Raw genomic sequence first — 17,277 nt, forward strand, 5'->3', positions numbered from 1 at the left:
AAGTGACGGGGTTTCTGTTGGTGCCCTCGATAGGATTCGAACCTACGACCTTCTGCTCCGGAGGCAGACGCTCTATCCCCTGAGCTACGAGGGCAATCCGGATTTCCTGCCGTTGCCGGCGGGACGTCCTAGAGCTTAGCAGGAAGGTGGGCCCCAAGGGAAAATCGGCGCCCGCCTGGCGGGTTTTGCCCTGCCGGCAGGGACGAAGGCTGCGGCATCAGTATCCGGAGAACGAGTCCACGTGAATCCGCCGGGCCCCTGCGTTGCGCGCGGCCCGGCGAAGGGAGGCGACGCTGGCCGGCGAGCCGGAGACATACACTTCGCGGGTTCCGATATCCGGGACCAGTGACTTCAGTCCTTCCGGGTCCAGCCTTGCACCGCCGCCCGCAACGGTGCCAAAGTCCGGCGGAGGCTCTGAACCGTCCGCCAACCGCACCAGCACCCGGACGCCGGAGTCCCGCAGTTCGTCCGCGTAGGCCAGCTCATCTGCGCTCCTGGCCAGGAGCAGGAGCACGGCGTCCCGCTCCCGCAGGCCCCCGGAGGAGAGATGCGAAACAAAGGGCGTGATGCCGATGCCGGCGGCAATGAGCAGCACCGGCCGGCGCGGATCGCGTGGCAGGACAAAGTCGCCGCCCACCGAGGTTGCCGTCAGCTCATCGCCGGGCTTCAGGGCCAGGAGCACCTTCTTTGCCGCGGACAGCGGCTCGGCGGTCCGGACTCCGAATTTCACCACCCGTTCCCCAGGCGAACCCGTCAGGCTGAACACCCGCCGTCGGCCCTTCCCATCCGGTTTCGCGTGCGGCAGGTCAAGTTCCATGTACTGCCCCGGAAGGAAGCGCACCGGCCGGGCCGGCTCGAACGAGAACTCCGTGGTACTCGGGGTCAGGCTGCGGCTTCCCGTGAACCGGAGCCTGACACGGCCACGCTGGCCCACCAGGAAGGCTAGGAGGTTACCCGCCAGCAAAGCTGCCTCCGGCGAATTCGCGAGGAATCCGAGGTTCCAGGGGACAGCGAACAGAACGCCAACGACGCCGGCCAGCGCCAGCTGCTGCCGGCGCCGCGGCGGCAGCGTCAGGGGCTCGGTCAGCATGAATCCGACGAAGAACAGCACCGGGCGCTGGGCCAGGGCCTGGTAGATGCCCGTCCCCGCCGTCATGCCCGAGCGAAGCAGCTCAAGGGTGATGACCGCCGTGGCCACAACGGTGAACGCGGACGCCATCAGGACCTTGCGCGTCCGGTACAGGACCAGCAGCACGCCCGGCACCAGGAGCCACAGCATGGCAGGAGTCGCTGCCCACCACGTGGCGATATTCAGCCCGGTAAGTCCGGTGACAAATGCGCCCGCGGCGGCAGGATTGAAGATGTGCCGGCCTTGCCACGCCAACGCGTATTTAGATGCGGACGCCAGGACACATGCCAGTGCCACCCCGGCCAGATCCCGCGATTCCAGGGACGGCCAGAACAGGAAGTACAGCAGCAGCCCCGTGATGAGGGACGAATCCGTATGGGGGCTCACCCGGAAAAGCGCCGCCAGTGCCCTGTTGGAGGCGTAGGTCAAGCCCAGGCACAGCACCAGATGGGCCAGCATTTCGGGAATGCCGAAGGTCAGCCAGCCAAGTACGTTGAGCAGAATGCTGTAGGCGGCCAGCACCGCCAGCACCACCAGGACAATCCGGTACATGGTGAACCTGCCCACGGCTGTCCCCATCCGGCCAGCCAGGGAGGGCGCAGGTCGGGCTTCCGGCGTTTCCACAGGGCTCATGAGTACAGCGTCCCTTCGAATTCGGCGGAATAGGCTGCGCTGCCGTCGGAAAAGACGGTCAGCCACGAAAAATCAAAGGTCTCCTGGAGCGTGGCGCCGGGGACAAAGAACAGGGCCGTTGCCAGGGCGTCGGCTGCCATGGCGGTCTCCGCCAGTGTCCAGGTGGCGACGGCGGTCCGCACCGGCCGCCCGGTGGTCCCGTCCAGGACGTGGTGCAGTCCGTCGCCCCAGGCGCGGCGGTTGGCAGCGGAAGCACACAGGGCGCGGCCGTCCAGGTGGATCACGCCAATCGCCTGCGCAGGGTTGTAGGGGTGTTCAAGTGCCACGCTGACGGGCCCTGCCCCGCGGACCAGCAGGTCGCCGCTGGCATCGATGACGAACGCGCCAATCCCGGCAGCCTGCAACTCCGCTGCCAGCAGGTCGACCAGCAGGCCCTTGCCCGCGGCGCCGATGTCCAGAACCACGGGGGCGCTGGCCGTCAGCACTGTTCCGGACCACGTGAGGACTGATTCCCAGGCCGGCGCGGGGAGCGGCGGTCCGGCCGGCCGGAGCGAATATGCTGCGTCGTATCCCAGGCGCTCCAGGCTGCCGCCAATCAGCGGCGTCATGGCGCCGTCGGTGACCCGGTAGAGCCGGCTGTACAACTCGCCCAGGGGAGCGGCCTCGTCCGGAAATCCGTAACGCCCGGGTTCCCGTGCCATGTCTGCAACCAGGGAGTCGGCGCGGAAACGGGACCAGTCGCCGTCGAACTCTTCAACCCTGTCCACAAGGCGCGTACGCAGGGACGAAGGCAGCGGCAGGGGAGTGGTGATTTCCCACTCGGTACCTATCCCCTGGAATGAAAAGTCCTCCCAGTCCGTGACGGGCACCGCCTACTGCGCCTCCGCCCTGATCTTGTCTACGGCCTGGTTGAAGCCTCCGCTGGTCAGCGAGGACCCGGCAACCTTGGACACGTCCAGTTCATCGATGTTCCTGCCCACCACCTGCGCAGCGATGCCACCGGCGAACTCGCCCTGGAATTTGCGGGTGTTTGGGTTGGACGGGTGCTGGGTGATCTGCACGTCCGTGATTTTTCCCGCTGCAAGCGTCAATTGCACGCCAACGGTTTCCGTGCCGTTGGGCGACACATAGTTCCCATCCGCGCTATAGGTGCCGTCTTTATAACCGGCGCCGCTGCCGGCAAGAGCGGAAGAGCCGGTTGACGGGGTGGCCGGGCTTCCAGCGGTCCCAGGGGTGCTGTCCGCGGTGGACGGTGCGCAACCCGCCACGGTTCCTGCCAGGGACAGCCCGGCGATACCGGCAAAAAGGCCTTTGCGTAAGGTGCCTTGGGGTAGGGAGGGGCTTGTCGAGTTGGAGGGTCTCATGAAGGCTCTCGTTTCACTTTTGGGGCTGCGCCCTGCGGCAGTGGCTACGGTTTAGTCAACGCCGGATCCGCCTGAATGGTTCACGGACGTCGCCGGGTCACCATTCTTTTCCGCGCCGGACGTCAGCCAAGGCGGTCAAATTCTTTGCTGTCTCTGGCCCCCGGTAGGCTAGAGGGGTGACTCCCGAAGAACTTTCCCTCGCCATATCCGCCTGCCTCAAGGACGCCGTCGCCGCCGGCGATATTGCCCTTGCGGCGTCAGCCATTCCGGCTGAGGTGCGTGTGGAGCGGCCCAAGAACCGGGACCACGGCGACTGGGCCACCAACATAGCCCTCCAGCTCGCCAAGCAGGCAGGCACCAACCCGCGTGAGTTCGCCACCATCCTCAGCAGCCGGCTGAAGTCGATCGACGGCGTCTCCGCGGTGGATATCGCAGGCCCCGGCTTCCTGAACATCACCGTGGACGCCGCAGCCGCGGGCGCCCTGGCCAAGGCCATTGTCGAGGCCGGCAAGGAGTACGGCACCAACACCGCGCTCGCCGGGCACACCGTCAACATGGAGTTCGTGTCCGCCAACCCCACAGGTCCGCTGCACATCGGCCACACCCGCTGGGCCGCCCTGGGTGACGCCATCGCGCGCGTGCTGCGGGCATCCGGCGCGGACGTCACGGCCGAGTACTACATCAACGATGCCGGCTCGCAGATGAACACGTTCGCCACCTCCGTGTACTCCCGCCTGCATGGCCTTCCCGTGCCCGACGGCGGCTACCCCGGGCAGTACATCGCCGACCTTGGCCATGAGGTTCTCACCGCACACCCTGATATCCGTGAGCTCACTGAAGTGGCAGCCCTGCCGGTCATCCGCGCCGCCGCCTATGAAGCCCAGATGAAGGACATCCAGGCCACCCTGGCGGACTTCGGCGTCGAGTTCGACGTTTTCTTCTCCGAGCAGGAACTGCACGACGCCGGCGCCATTGAAAGTGCCGTGGCGCGCCTTCGCGAACAGGGCCACGTGTTCGACGACGGCGGTGCGGTCTGGCTGCGCACCACGGACTTTGGCGATGACAAGGACCGTGTGATGATCCGCGCCAACGGCGAACCCACTTACTTCGCCGCCGACGCGGCGTACTACCTGTCCAAAAAGGACCGCGGCTTCACGGAGAAGATCTACCTCCTGGGCGCCGACCACCACGGGTACATCAACCGGCTCAAGGCCATCGCGGCTGCCGCCGGCGACGATCCCGAAGTGAACATCGAGGTGCTGATTGGCCAGCTGGTGTCCGTAAACGGCGCCAAGCTGTCCAAGCGCGCCGGCAACATCATCGAGCTCAAGGACCTGATCGACTGGCTGGGCAAGGACGCCGTCCGCTACTCGCTGGCCCGGTTCCCCGCAGATTCGCCGCTGACCCTCGATCCGGAACTGTTGAAGAAGCACAGCAACGAGAACCCGGTGTTCTACGTGCAGTACGCCCATGCCCGCTCGCGCGGCGCGGCCCGCAATGCCGTGGCAGCGGGCGTGGAACGCCGTGTGGACGGCAAAGACAGCTTTGACGCCTCGCTGCTTGACCACGCCACCGAGAACGAGCTGTTGTCCTACCTGGGCAGCTACCCGTCGATCGTGGCCAAGGCGGCCGAACTGCGCGAACCGCACCGCGTGGCCCGTCACCTTGAGGCGATCGCAGGGGCCTACCACCGCTGGTACGACGCGTGCCGCATTGCCCCCATGGGCGACGAAGCGGTGACCGACCTCAACCGCACCCGGCTGTGGCTCAACGACGCCACCAGCCAGGTGCTGGCCAACGGACTCGACCTGCTGGGCGTTTCAGCCCCGGAACGGATGTAAGCGCCATGCCAGTATTCCCAAGCACCGCCGCGTCCCCGCTTGCCCCGGAATGGCTGCAGGTGCCGGCCGACCTCAACACGCTGCATGAGCCCATGTGGGCCGGCAGCGTGGTCCGCAGCGACTCCGGTGCCCTCGCCGTGGGCGGCGTGGACGTTCAGGAGCTCAAGGAGCAGTTCGGCACCCCCCTGTTCGTGATGGACGAGGCCGACTTCCGTGCCCGGGCCCGCGCGTTCAAGGATTCCTTTGACGCCGCGTTCGCCGATATCTGCGGCGGGGTGGACGTCTACTACGCCGGAAAATCCTTCCTCTGCACCGCAGTGGTGAAGTGGGTGGAAGAGGAAGGGCTGTGTTTGGACACCGCATCCGGGGGCGAACTGGCAGTGGCAGCCCGCGCCGGAATACCTGGGGAGCGGGTGGCGCTGCACGGCAACAACAAGTCCGACGGTGAGATCAAGCGCGCCCTGGACATGAAACTGGGCCGGATTGTGGTGGACAGCCTGGCCGAGCTTGTCCGCGTGGGTGACATCGCCCAAGCCCGTGGGGAGCAGGCCAAGGTCATGCTGCGGCTTACCCCCGGCGTCCATGCCCACACCCACGAGTTCATCGCCACCGCCCACGAGGACCAGAAGTTTGGCCTCTCCATGGCGGCAGACACCACAGACCAGGCTGGCCTGTCCGCTGCCGAGGAGGCGGTGGCTGCTGCCACGGCACACCCCGGCATCGAGCTGCTGGGCCTGCACTGCCACATCGGCTCCCAGATCTTCGAGCCGGATGGCTTCGCCATGGCAGCGGAGAAGCTGCTCCGCTTCCTCGCAGCGATGCAGGAAAAGTACTCCATCGCGATGCCGGAGCTGGATCTCGGCGGTGGCTACGGCATTGCCTACACTCCGGTGGACACCCCCCGCCCCGCAGCGGACATCGCGCAGGCGATGGCCGCCGTCGTGCGTTCCACCTGCGCCGAGCTCGGCATCGATTCTCCCCGGATTTCCATTGAGCCGGGCCGCGCCATCGTGGGCAGCACCACGTTCACCCTGTACGAGGTGGGCACGCTGAAGACCGTTCGCGTCGACGCTCCCGCCACCTCAACCGCCGGTGACGGCGGCAACAACGTTACGTATCTGCGCCGGTATGTTTCGGTGGACGGCGGCATGAGCGATAACGCCCGGCCGGTGCTGTACGACGCGGATTATTCGGCCGTCCTGGCGTCCCGCACGTCCTCCGCCGCGCCGCAGCTGTCCCGCGTGGTGGGCAAACATTGCGAGAGCGGCGACATAGTTGTTAGAGATGTATATCTGCCCGAGGACGTGGCAGCCGGTGATCTGCTTGCCGTACCGGGGACCGGCGCCTACTGCTGGGCCCTGTCAAGCAACTACAACTATCTGGCCCGGCCGGGCGTTGTCGCGGTGCGCGACGGATCTGCCCGGCTGATTGTCCGCGGGGAAACCGAAGAAGATCTGCTGAACCGCGACATGGGAGCCTGAATGACGGAAATGCGAACGCTGAAAGTAGCCCTGCTGGGCTGTGGCAACGTTGGGGCCCAGGTTGCGCGGATTCTCATTGAGGATGCCGACACCCTTGCCGCCCGGACCGGTGCCCGACTGCAGCTCAGCGGCATCGCCGTGCGCAACGTCAGCGCCCCGCGCGACGTGGACCTGCCGCAGGAGCTCTTCACCACCGACGCCGATACCCTGGTCAAGGACGCCGACCTGGTGATCGAACTGATGGGCGGCATCGAACCTGCCCGCACGCTGATCCTCTCCGCGCTGCGCAACGGCGCCTGCGTGGTCACCGGCAACAAGGCGCTCCTGGCCCAGGACGGCCCCACGCTTTACGAAGAAGCCGACAAAGCCGGCGTCCAGCTTTCCTACGAGGCCGCCGTGGCCGGAGCCATCCCCATCCTCCGCCCCATCCGCGACAGCCTTTCCGGCGACCGGATCACCCGGGTGCTGGGCATCGTCAACGGCACCACCAACTTCATCCTTGACCAGATGGACAGCACCGGCGCCCAGTTTGCCGACGCCCTCGCGGAAGCCCAGCGCCTTGGCTACGCCGAAGCGGACCCCACTGCCGACGTCGAAGGCCACGACGCCGCGGCGAAGGCCGCGATCCTCGCGTCCCTTGCGTTCCACACGCGGTTCGCCCTCGAAAATGTGCATTGCGAAGGCATCACCTCCGTCAGCGCCGCGGACATCGCCGCCGCAAAAGACGCCGGCTTTGTCATCAAGCTGCTGGCCATCGCTGAGAAGCTGCCCGCTGCAGGCACGGAAGCAGACGGCAGCGAGGGCGTTTCCGTCCGCGTCCACCCCACGCTCCTGCCACGCGAGCACCCGCTGGCCGCCGTTCGCGGCGCCTTCAACGCCGTGTTCATCGAGGCGGAGAACGCCGGCGAGCTGATGTTCTACGGCCAGGGCGCCGGCGGAACCCCTACAGCATCCGCCGTACTGGGCGACCTCGTCTCGGCAGCCCGCCGCCTGGTTCTCGGCGGCCCCGGACGCACCGAGACCACCACGGGCCACGTGCCGGCGCTGCCCATCGACGCCGCCGTCACCAGCTACTACATCGGCCTCGACGTGGCGGACCAGCCCGGCGTCCTCGCCAGGATCGCCCAGCTGTTCGCCGAGCACGGCGTGTCCATCGAAATCATGCGGCAGACCATCCACCGCGACGCCGAGTCCAACGTTGAGTCGGCCGAACTGCGGATCGTCACCCACCGCGCATCAGAGGCTGCCCTTGCAGCCACCGTCGAGGCCGTAAAGGGCCTGGACGTCATCAATTCAGTTACATCCGTTCTGCGGGTAGAAGGAGTCTAAGTGGCTCACCAATGGCGCGGTGTCATCCGCGAATACGCTGACCGTCTGCCCGTGACGGAATCCACCAGGGTCATCACCCTGGGTGAGGGAGGCACCCCGCTGGTGCGCGCGCAGAAGCTTTCCGAGCTCACCGGCTCGGAGGTGTACCTGAAGGTTGAGGGTATGAACCCCACCGGTTCCTTCAAGGACCGCGGCATGACCATGGCCATGACCGCTGCGGTGGCCTCCGGGGCCAAGGCTGTGGTGTGTGCTTCCACAGGCAACACCTCTGCCTCTGCTGCTGCTTACGCAACGGCGGCAGGCCTCAAGTGCGCCGTCCTGGTGCCTGAAGGCAAGATCTCCATGGGCAAGCTGAGCCAGGCGATCGCCCACGGCGCCACCCTGCTCCAGGTGGACGGCAACTTTGACAACTGTCTCGACATCGCCCGGAAACTGGGGGAGTCCTACCCGGTATTCCTGGTCAACTCCGTCAATCCGGCGCGCATCCAGGGACAGAAGACCGGTGCGTTCGAGATCGTCGACGCACTCGGTGACGCCCCCGACATCCACGTCCTCCCGGTAGGAAACGCCGGAAACATCACTGCCTACTGGAAGGGCTACAAGGAGTACTCCGCTCCGTTCGAGTCCGACACAGCCGGCACGCTGCCCGCCGTTGCCACCAGGACCCCCGCGATGTGGGGCTTCCAGGCAGCCGGGGCCGCGCCCTTCGTAGCTGGCCACCCCATCACGGAACCGGACACGATCGCCACCGCAATCCGGATCGGCAACCCTGCTTCCTGGGACGGCGCCATCGCTGCCCGCGATGAGTCCGGCGGGTTCATCGACGCGGTTACCGACGACGAGATCCTCAACGCCCACCGCTGGCTGTCCTCACGGGAAGGCGTCTTTGTGGAGCCGGGGTCTGCAGCAGGCGTTGCCGGGCTTCTGAAGAAGCACGCCGCCGGCGAGGTGCCGTCCGGCAAGACCATCGTCATCACGGTCACCGGGCACGGCCTGAAGGATCCCCAGTGGGCCCTGCGCACCGAGGATGGCAGCGACGTCCAGCCGGTTAAGGTTCCGAACGACGTGGTGACCGTTGCCGCTGAGCTGGGACTGGAAGAAAAGTAGCCTTGGACACCACCTCGCAGGCCGCCGTCGGCCTGCAACTGATTGAGCCGGGGCAGTGCGTCACTGTCCGCGTCCCCGCCACCAGCGCCAACCTCGGTCCCGGTTATGACAGTCTGGGCCTCGCGCTGGCCCTGCATGACACCCTCACCGTGGAAAGCCTCGGCACGGACCAACTCGTGTTCGAGCTCCGCGGCGAGGGTGCGGACACCCTGCCCCGGGATGCCAGCCACCTGGTGGTCCGCGCCATGGATGCGGCCTTCGAACGGCTGGGCTACCGCCACGGCGGCCTGCGGGTGGTTGCCGAAAATGTGAACCCGCACGGCCGGGGGCTCGGTTCCTCCGCGTCGGCCGTGGTGGCCGCGGTGTCGGCTGCCAACGCGATGGTGCCGGCCGAAGACCAGCGCGGAAAGGACTGGATCCTCCAGCTCACCAGCGAACTGGAGGGCCATCCGGACAACGTGGCTCCCGCCATTTTCGGCGGCCTGGCGCTGTCGTGGCAGGACAGTGAGCAGTACAGCAGCACCAGTGCCACCGTGGCCGGGTCCGTTATTCCCATCGTGGCGGTACCCGACTTCGAACTCTCCACCGAAGCGGCCCGCGCACTGCTCCCGGCATCCGTGGGACACCACGCGGCCGCCATGAACTCCGGCCGGGCAGCACTGCTGATCCATGCGCTGACGCAGAAGCCCGAATTCCTGTTGCCGGGCACTGAGGACTACCTGCACCAGAGCTATCGTGCTGAAGCCATGCGGCCCAGTGCGGTGCTCATCGGGGCACTTCGCGCAGCCGGCTATGCCGCAGTGGTTTCCGGGGCCGGGCCCACCGTGCTGGTGCTGGCGAACGGTGAAGAGCAGGCGGGCAATGCCCTTGCCTTGATTGAGGCCTATACGGCGGAGAACACGCCGGACATCGGCTGGCGCGTGCTGAAGCTCGCAGTGGACGTCGAAGGTGCTAAGGTTGAACTGCACCGGCGGTAATTCCGCCTATCTGATCTGCTTCTGCATCCAGTTGCTATTTGATCTACCACTGTGAATGTATTCCGGTGCCGCCTGCTTGGTCTGTCGCAGGAATCTGCAGCATTCAACTGCCCCTGAACCGTCAGCCCGGCGTTGCGCCATGGGCACAACGCAAGGTGTATCAGTATCCGGCCCTGCTGGCCGATATCCAACCGGCAAGGCCGAAATCCCGGCTGCAAATCTGAACTGCAGCCCAGATCAAATCATCGCGCCCAGCTCCCAGTCTGGACGCCGTCGAGGGGGAAGGATCCTTCGTGACCGAAACCACTGAGCTGTCGCCAGCTGTGGAACACACAACTTCTGCTGCCGAATCACCGGCCGCAACCGCCAAGAGCAGCGGCCTCGCCGGCCTGAAGCTCGCCCAGCTGCAGGCCCTCGCCAGCCAGCTCGGTATTTCCGGCGGCTCCCGCATGCGCAAGGGGGACCTGGTCTCGGCCATTTCCGCCCACCGTGCAGGAACGCCTACCGTCAAGGCCCCCGCAAAGGCAGCGGAAAAGGCTCGGGAATCCATCGTGGCCCCGGCCGCAGCTGCACCGGCTTCTGCTCCGGAGGCCCCGGCCGCCGAAGCTCCCGCCGTTGAAGGCAGCCGTGCCCGCGGACGCGGCCGCAGCCGCCGCGCCGTCAGTGACGGCGTGGTTGCCCCGGCAACCGAAACCCCCGTAGTGGAAACCTCCGCCGCGCCTGCCGGCGCAACCGACGAGGTGCCGTCGGCCGCCCCTGCGGAAACCACGGAGGCAACCGAAGGCGCCCCTGAGCGCCGCCAGCCGCGCACCCGCAACCGCCGCCGCGGCGAAGCCGCTGCCGCCTCCATCCAGGAAGCCCCGGCGGAAACCCCGGCGGAACAGCCCGCCACGGAACAGCGTTCAGGCGAGCAGCGCACTGAAGCTCCCGCAACTGAAGCGGGAGACGCAGGCCAGCGCGGCGAACGCCGTGAAGGCGGGCGCACCCGCGGCCGCGACAACACCTCCCGTGATTCGGACGGCGGCCGCGACAACAGCGGCAGCCGCGATGCAGGCCAGCGTGAAGGCAGCCGGGAAACCCGCGACACCCGCGATGGCGATGACGCTGACGGCGGAAGCCGCCGCAACCGCCGGAACCGCCGCGACCGGAACGACCGCAATGACCGCTCCGGCGGGCAGGACCGGGACAACTCCCGCAACGACCGCTTCCGCGACCGCAACGACCGCCGCCGTGGCCGCAACCAGGGTCCTGACGTGGACGACGTCGAGGTCACAGAGGACGACGTCCTGCTGCCGGTTGCCGGCATCCTGGACGTCCTGGAGAACTACGCGTTCATCCGCACTTCCGGTTACCTGCCGGGCCCGAACGACGTCTACGTCTCCCTGGCCCAGGTCAAGAAGTACAACCTGCGCAAGGGCGACGCCGTTGTGGGCGCCATCCGGGCACCACGTGAAGGCGAAGACCGCAGCCAGCAGTCCGCCCGCCAGAAGTTCAACGCCCTGGTCCGCGTAACGTCCGTCAACGGCAAGACCCCGGAAGAACTCAAGGACCGCGTCGAGTTCGCCAAGCTGGTTCCGCTGTACCCGTCCGAGCGCCTGCGCCTGGAAACCGACCCCAAGAAAATCGGTCCCCGCGTCATCGACCTCGTGGCCCCGATCGGCAAGGGCCAGCGCGGCCTGATCGTCTCCCCGCCCAAGGCCGGCAAGACGCTCATCCTGCAGTCCATCGCCAACGCAATCACCACCAACAACCCTGAGGTCCACCTCATGATGGTGCTGGTTGACGAACGGCCCGAAGAAGTCACGGACATGCAGCGCACCGTCAAGGGCGAGGTCATTGCCTCCACCTTCGACCGCCCCGCCGACGACCACACCACCGTCGCCGAACTTTCCATCGAACGCGCCAAGCGCCTCGTGGAAATGGGCATGGACGTGGTGGTCCTCCTGGACTCCATGACCCGCCTTGGCCGCGCCTACAACCTGGCAGCACCGGCCTCCGGCCGTATCCTGTCCGGTGGCGTGGACTCCGCCGCCCTCTATCCGCCCAAGCGCTTCTTCGGTGCTGCCCGCAACATCGAAAACGGCGGCTCGCTCACCATCCTGGCCACCGCCCTCGTGGAGACCGGCTCCAAGATGGACGAGGTCATCTTCGAAGAGTTCAAGGGCACCGGCAACATGGAACTGCGCCTGTCCCGCCAGCTGGCCGACAAGCGCATCTTCCCCGCCGTGGACGTAAACGCGTCCGGCACCCGCCGCGAGGAAAACCTGCTTTCGCCCGAGGAAGTCAAGATCATGTGGAAGCTGCGCCGCGTCCTCTCCGGACTCGAGACCCAGCAGAGCCTTGAACTGCTCACCAACAAGATCCGGGAAACCCAGAGCAACGTCGAGTTCCTCATGCAGGTCCAGAAGACGACGCTTGGCGCGAAGTCGGATAACGACAAGTAGCTGAGTCAGGGGCGGGCGCTGGAGCGTTCGTGCGGTGGGCGCCGCGCGGATGTTCCGCCCCCGCCCCTTTGTCGTTCGGATTTTGCCGCCCCCGCCCCTACGCTGGGAGGCTTTCGATCTTCGATCGTCAGCCTCCCGGCTCCGGCAGGCCCGATGCCACTCCCGGGGCGGCAAAATCCGAACGCCACGCCGTTGTCTCATCAGTCGCTCGGCGAAACTAGACTGTTTCCCAGCGCGTCGAAAGGTTTTGAAGAATGTTTGAGTCCGTACAGGGCCTGCTTGATGAGCATGATGCTATCCAGGCGCAGCTGGGGGATCCTGCTGTTTACGCTGATCAGCGGCTTGCCCGGAAGCTGGGGCGGCGTTCGGCTCAGCTTAATGGCATTGTTGAGGCTTATCACAAGTGGGAGGCTATCCAGGATGACCTGGCAGCTGCCAAGGAGATGGCTGGGGAGGATCCCGAGTTCGCTGCCGAGGTTCCTGAGCTGGAGCAGGCGCTGGAGGTTGCTTCGGCGAAACTGCGCCGGCTGCTCATCCCGCGCGATCCTGACGACGCCCGCAACGTGATCCTCGAAGTCAAGGGCGGTGAAGGCGGCGACGAGGCTGCCCTGTTCGCCGGCGACCTGCTGCGCATGTACACCCGGTACGCGGAGTCCCGCGGCTGGAAGACTGAAATCATTTCCGCCACCGAGTCGGACCTCGGCGGGTACAAGGACGTCCAGGTGGCCGTCAAGGGCAATTCCAACGATCCCGCCGAGGGTGTCTATGCCCGGCTCAAGTTCGAAGGCGGCGTGCACCGTGTCCAGCGCGTTCCCGTAACTGAATCGCAGGGCCGGATCCACACGTCCGCGGCGGGCGTGCTGGTCCTGCCCGAAGTCGATGAGCCCGAAGAGCTTGAGATCAACCAGAACGACCTCAAGATCGACGTGTACCGCTCCTCGGGCCCGGGCGGACAGTCGGTCAACACCACGGACTCCGCCGTCCGCATCACGCACCTTCCCACCGGCATCGTGGTGGCCATGCAGAACGAGAAATCCCAGCTGCAGAACCGCGAGGCCGGCATGCGCGTGCTCCGGGCACGCATCCTGGCGCACCAGCAGGAGCAGATCGACGCCGAAAACTCGGCCCAGCGCAAGTCGCAGATCCGCACCATGGACCGCTCCGAGCGGATCCGCACCTACAACTACCCCGAGAACCGGATCGCTGACCACCGTACCGGCTACAAGGCCTACAACCTGGACCAGGTCATGAACGGGGACCTGGAACCGGTCATCCAGTCTGCGATCGAGATGGACGAGCAGGCGCGGCTGGACGCCATCGGCGACTGACCGGGAGCGTCCCATGAGCGAGCCCACCCACGTGGCGCATGCCCAGTCCCTGGCCGCGGCGGTCCGTGAGGCCGCGGCGGTCCTGGCCGAGGCCGGCGTCCCCAGTCCCCGGGCCGACGCCGAGCTGCTGGCGGACCATCTCCTCAATGTCGGGCTGGGGCGCCTCCGCGCCCTGATGCTGGGTGACACGCCCGTGCCCCAGGGATACGCCGAGCTTGTCGCCGAGCGTGCCCGCCGCATCCCGCTGCAGCACATCACCGGAGTCGCGCACTTCCGTTACCTTGAACTGGCAGTGGGCCCGGGTGTGTTCATTCCCCGACCGGAGACCGAGTCCGTGGTTCAGCTGGCCATCAACCAGGTCAAGGACATCCGGAACCCCCGGATCGTTGACCTGGGGACCGGCTCGGGGGCCATCGCGGGTTCCATCGCGCACGAAGTACCCGGCGCCGAGGTGCATGCCGTCGAATTCAGCCCCTTCGCGCACGCCTGGGCGGCAAAAAACCTGGCCCCGCTGGGCGTCAATCTTGTCCTGGGGGACCTGCGCGACGCATTTCCGGAACTCAACGGGACAGTCGACGTCGTCGTGTCCAACCCGCCGTACATCCCGGCCGAAGCCATCCCCAACGAGCCCGAAGTAGCCTTGCACGACCCGCCGGAGGCTTTGTACGGCGGGGGAGCGGACGGCATGGAACTTCCGACGGCGGCGGCGGCCACCGCCGCCCGGCTGCTGCGCCCCGGGGGCTACTTCGTGATGGAACACGCGGAAGTCCAGTCCGGCTGGATCGCCGCCATGCTTGCCAGCACCGGATCCTGGACAGCCATCACCACCCACCTGGACCTTAACGGCAAGGAGCGCGCCACCAGTGCCGTTCTCGCAGACCAGACCACACGGAATGAAAGAATGGGCCAGTGACCACAACATATGACTGCACCATTGACGACGAGCGGGCACAGGGGCTGGAGCACGCCCAGCGTGCCATCAACGAAAAGAAGTGCGTCGTGCTCCCCACGGACACTGTTTATGGCATCGGCGCAGACGCATTCTCGCCGCAGGCCGTCACCATGCTGCTGGTATCAAAGGGGCGCAGCCGCACCATGCCCCCGCCCGTCCTGATTCCGCGCATCAACGCCTTGGACGGCCTGGCCACCGAGGTTTCGGCCGACGCCCGCAAGCTGGCCGAGGCGTTCTGGCCCGGCGGCCTGACCCTGATCCTGCACGCCCAGCCGTCGCTTGACTGGGACCTTGGCGAAACCAAGGGGACCGTGGCGCTCCGGATGCCCGCCGACGAAGTTGCACTGGAACTGCTGACCCTGACGGGCCCGCTTGCCGTTTCGTCGGCCAACCGTACCGGCCAGGCTCCGGCCCAGACCGCCGCAGCGGCGCGGGAACAGCTGGCGGACTCGGTCGAGGTCTACCTGGAGGGTGGGCCGCGTCCGCTGGAGGGCGAAGCCGGCGTGGCGTCCACCATCGTGGATGCCACCGGGCCCGTCCTGCGCGTGGTGCGCAACGGAGCAGTGAGCCTGGAACAGCTCCGGGAACAGGTTCCGGGTGTCCTGGGGCTCGGCGAAATCCCCATGGCAGCGGTGGAACCGGAAGACACGGAGCCAGCGGTGGAACCGGAAGACGCGGAGCCAGTGGCGGAACCGGAAGCACGCGCGCCTGAAGCCGCCACAGGCTCCGGCAGCGGCGCCGTAAGTGATGCCCACAATGTTCCCGGGAACTGACATGCAGCCCAAAGTTGCCGTAGCGGCCGTGACCTTTGACCGCCACGAGGAGCTGGCCCTGCTCCTGAAAGGCCTGGCCGCCCAAAGCGCACCGATCCATTCCATCGCCTTGGTGGACTCCGGCACCATCCCTGCCACCGACGTCGTCAACGCCGTGGGAGCAGCCAACATCAACTACCTGCGCTCCGAAGCAAACCTCGGCGGCGCCGGTGGGTTTGCCTACGCCATCCTGGCCGCCATGGCCAGCGGAGCGGAATGGATCTGGATGATGGACGACGACGGCCATCCGGAGGACGCCAGCTGCCTGGCGGAACTGCTCCGCACCGCGGATGAGCATCAGCTGGACATCGTCAGCCCGCTGGTGGCCGCCACGGCCGATCCCAACCGGCTTTCCTTCAACTTCCGCATCAACGGGCTGCTGACCAACGACCGGTCCCGGCTGGCGCCCATGGGCTACCTTCCGGACATGGTCCATTTCTTCAACGGTGCGCTGATCCGCACCGAGGTTTTCTACAAGATCGGCATTCCGGACGTGAAGTTCTTCATTCGGGGCGATGAAGTGGATTTCCTCTCCCGGGTCAAAAAGGCCGGGCTCAAGTACGGCACGCTTGCCACCGTGGCGGTCCAGCACCCCGCCACATGGACCGAGATGAAACCGGTGTTCGGCGGATTCATCACACCCGTCATCCCGGAAGGCGAGTTCAAGCGCTACTGCTACTTCCGCAACCGCGGTTACCTGACCCGCAAGTACCGGAACCTGCGCTGGTTCAGCGCGGACATTGTCGGTTTCCCCTTCTACTTCCTGAAGACCGGTGACCTCAGGGGCCTGGCGCACTGGTTCAAGGCCTACTCAACCGGCTTCCGTGGCAAGGGCTTCGGCTCGCCCGCGGAACTGATGTCCGCCAACAACTAGGCCGCCGTGGAGAACCTGTACGCCGTCGTAGTCACTTACAACCGCGCCGACTTCCTGCGCAACCTGCTCGATTCCTTTGCCCGGCTGGACACTGCACCTGAGCGCATTCTGGTGGTGGACAATGCCAGCAGCGACCATACGCCGGACGTGGTTGCCCAGGCCATCGCTGCCGGCGGGCCGGCCATCCAGTACGAACGGCTCGACCGGAACCTAGGCGGGGCCGGTGGCTTTTCCCGGGGCGTGGAACTGGCGCTGGACGCCGGCGCCGAATGGCTGTGGCTGATGGACGACGACGTGGAAGTCCTTCCGGGCGCCGTGGCAGCCCTGGATAAGTTCACGCCGGACTATTCCTGCATGATCGGCCGCCGGTACGACGCCAACGGCAAACCGTTCTTCTGGCAGCATCATTTCGTCGAGGCGCTCGGAGTCTTCCTCCCCGTCTCGCGTGATGTGTTCCGGCATTCGGATGTATTCCACACCAATGTGGGGAACTTCGAAGGCATGCTCATCAAGGCCTCAGTGGCCCGGGCCATCGGGCTGCCGGATCCGCGTTTTTTCATCACCTGGGACGACCTCATCTACGGCTGGCTTGCCGCGCAGCAAACCCCCGTGGTGTACGTCAATGCCTTTGTCATCAAGAAGGTCCGGGCACAGCGCCAGGTGGACCTGGGGCTCCGGCACCTCAACGATTCCTCTGACCTGAGCCGCCGCTACGTGATGCGCAACCGCGGACATGTGGCCCACTACCTGCGGGCCTACGGCAAGTACAACCGGGCCGGTTTCGCGGTGGGGACGGCACTGACCTTCCTCAAGGAACTTGCAAGGCTGGTATTGGTCGAGCGGACCCTCAAAGGGGCCGGCGCGCTGTGGCGGGGATGGCGTGAATCGCGCACCATCCTCGCCGACGCCGGGTGGAAAGCCATGCCGCCGCTGCCGGTGTATCCGGGCAGCGGAACCCGGAGCGATTAGTATCGTTCTAGGCCCCGACGCCGTCCGACAGTCTCGC

At 66.4% G+C, this 17,277-nt stretch carries 14 protein-coding genes and 1 tRNA gene; 11 read left to right on the plus strand and 4 right to left on the minus strand.

Annotated elements, in window-relative coordinates; all coding sequences use genetic code 11:
• Nucleotides 1–18: 18 nt before the first annotated feature.
• The 4 genes from QFZ57_RS12430 to QFZ57_RS12445 form a co-directional block, all read right to left on the minus strand.
• Nucleotides 19–94: transfer RNA gene (locus QFZ57_RS12430), tRNA-Arg, on the minus strand.
• Between the two features lie 123 nt (nucleotides 95–217).
• Entirely contained in the window at nucleotides 218–1,762 is a 1,545-nt protein-coding gene (locus tag QFZ57_RS12435) for a ferredoxin--NADP reductase (protein WP_306900495.1), read from the minus strand.
• A complete protein-coding gene (locus QFZ57_RS12440; RefSeq protein ID WP_306900496.1) occupies nucleotides 1,759–2,631 on the minus strand; it encodes an FAD:protein FMN transferase in 873 nt (290 codons plus the stop codon). The genes QFZ57_RS12435 and QFZ57_RS12440 overlap by 4 nt, the downstream gene beginning before the upstream one ends.
• Nucleotides 2,632–2,634: 3 nt before the next feature.
• Nucleotides 2,635–3,126, minus strand: coding sequence for an FMN-binding protein (locus tag QFZ57_RS12445; RefSeq protein ID WP_306900497.1), 492 nt, complete (start codon nucleotides 3,124–3,126; stop codon nucleotides 2,635–2,637).
• A gap of 176 nt (nucleotides 3,127–3,302) precedes the next feature.
• On the opposite strand from QFZ57_RS12445, the gene argS reads away from it, so the two are divergent.
• The 11 genes from argS to QFZ57_RS12500 all read left to right on the plus strand — a co-directional run bounded on the left by argS (nucleotide 3,303) and on the right by QFZ57_RS12500 (nucleotide 17,240).
• Complete coding sequence (gene argS / locus QFZ57_RS12450) at nucleotides 3,303–4,967, plus strand: arginine--tRNA ligase (protein ID WP_306630727.1); 1,665 nt, start codon at nucleotides 3,303–3,305, stop codon at nucleotides 4,965–4,967.
• Between the two features lie 5 nt (nucleotides 4,968–4,972).
• Nucleotides 4,973–6,448: a diaminopimelate decarboxylase gene (gene lysA / locus QFZ57_RS12455; protein ID WP_306900498.1), complete on the plus strand. Its 1,476-nt coding sequence runs from the start codon at nucleotides 4,973–4,975 to the stop codon at nucleotides 6,446–6,448.
• Nucleotides 6,449–7,777, plus strand: a complete 1,329-nt coding sequence (locus tag QFZ57_RS12460; RefSeq protein ID WP_306900499.1) for a homoserine dehydrogenase — start codon at nucleotides 6,449–6,451, stop codon at nucleotides 7,775–7,777.
• Complete coding sequence (thrC, locus tag QFZ57_RS12465) at nucleotides 7,778–8,884, plus strand: threonine synthase (protein ID WP_306630730.1); 1,107 nt, start codon at nucleotides 7,778–7,780, stop codon at nucleotides 8,882–8,884.
• A 2-nt stretch (nucleotides 8,885–8,886) separates the two neighbouring features.
• Nucleotides 8,887–9,861: a homoserine kinase gene (gene thrB, locus QFZ57_RS12470; protein WP_306900500.1), complete on the plus strand. Its 975-nt coding sequence runs from the start codon at nucleotides 8,887–8,889 to the stop codon at nucleotides 9,859–9,861.
• A 293-nt stretch (nucleotides 9,862–10,154) separates the two neighbouring features.
• Nucleotides 10,155–12,305 carry a transcription termination factor Rho gene (rho, locus tag QFZ57_RS12475; RefSeq protein ID WP_306900501.1) on the plus strand — a complete coding sequence of 717 codons (2,151 nt, stop codon included), beginning with the start codon at nucleotides 10,155–10,157 and terminating at the stop codon, nucleotides 12,303–12,305.
• Nucleotides 12,306–12,559: 254 nt separating this feature from the next.
• Nucleotides 12,560–13,633, plus strand: coding sequence for a peptide chain release factor 1 (gene prfA, locus QFZ57_RS12480; RefSeq protein ID WP_306630733.1), 1,074 nt, complete (start codon nucleotides 12,560–12,562; stop codon nucleotides 13,631–13,633).
• A gap of 13 nt (nucleotides 13,634–13,646) precedes the next feature.
• Entirely contained in the window at nucleotides 13,647–14,546 is a 900-nt protein-coding gene (prmC, locus tag QFZ57_RS12485; protein WP_306900502.1) for a peptide chain release factor N(5)-glutamine methyltransferase, read from the plus strand.
• Entirely contained in the window at nucleotides 14,543–15,358 is an 816-nt protein-coding gene (locus QFZ57_RS12490; protein WP_306900503.1) for an L-threonylcarbamoyladenylate synthase, read from the plus strand. Before prmC ends, QFZ57_RS12490 begins: the two co-directional genes overlap by 4 nt.
• A gap of 1 nt (nucleotide 15,359) precedes the next feature.
• Complete coding sequence (locus tag QFZ57_RS12495) at nucleotides 15,360–16,271, plus strand: glycosyltransferase (RefSeq protein WP_306900504.1); 912 nt, start codon at nucleotides 15,360–15,362, stop codon at nucleotides 16,269–16,271.
• Between the two features lie 6 nt (nucleotides 16,272–16,277).
• Nucleotides 16,278–17,240 carry a glycosyltransferase gene (locus QFZ57_RS12500; protein WP_306900505.1) on the plus strand — a complete coding sequence of 321 codons (963 nt, stop codon included), beginning with the start codon at nucleotides 16,278–16,280 and terminating at the stop codon, nucleotides 17,238–17,240.
• Nucleotides 17,241–17,277: the final 37 nt, after the last annotated feature.

Origin of the sequence: Arthrobacter sp. B1I2 (assembly GCF_030816485.1) — a bacterium.
Taxonomy (GTDB): Bacteria; Actinomycetota; Actinomycetes; order Actinomycetales; family Micrococcaceae; genus Arthrobacter.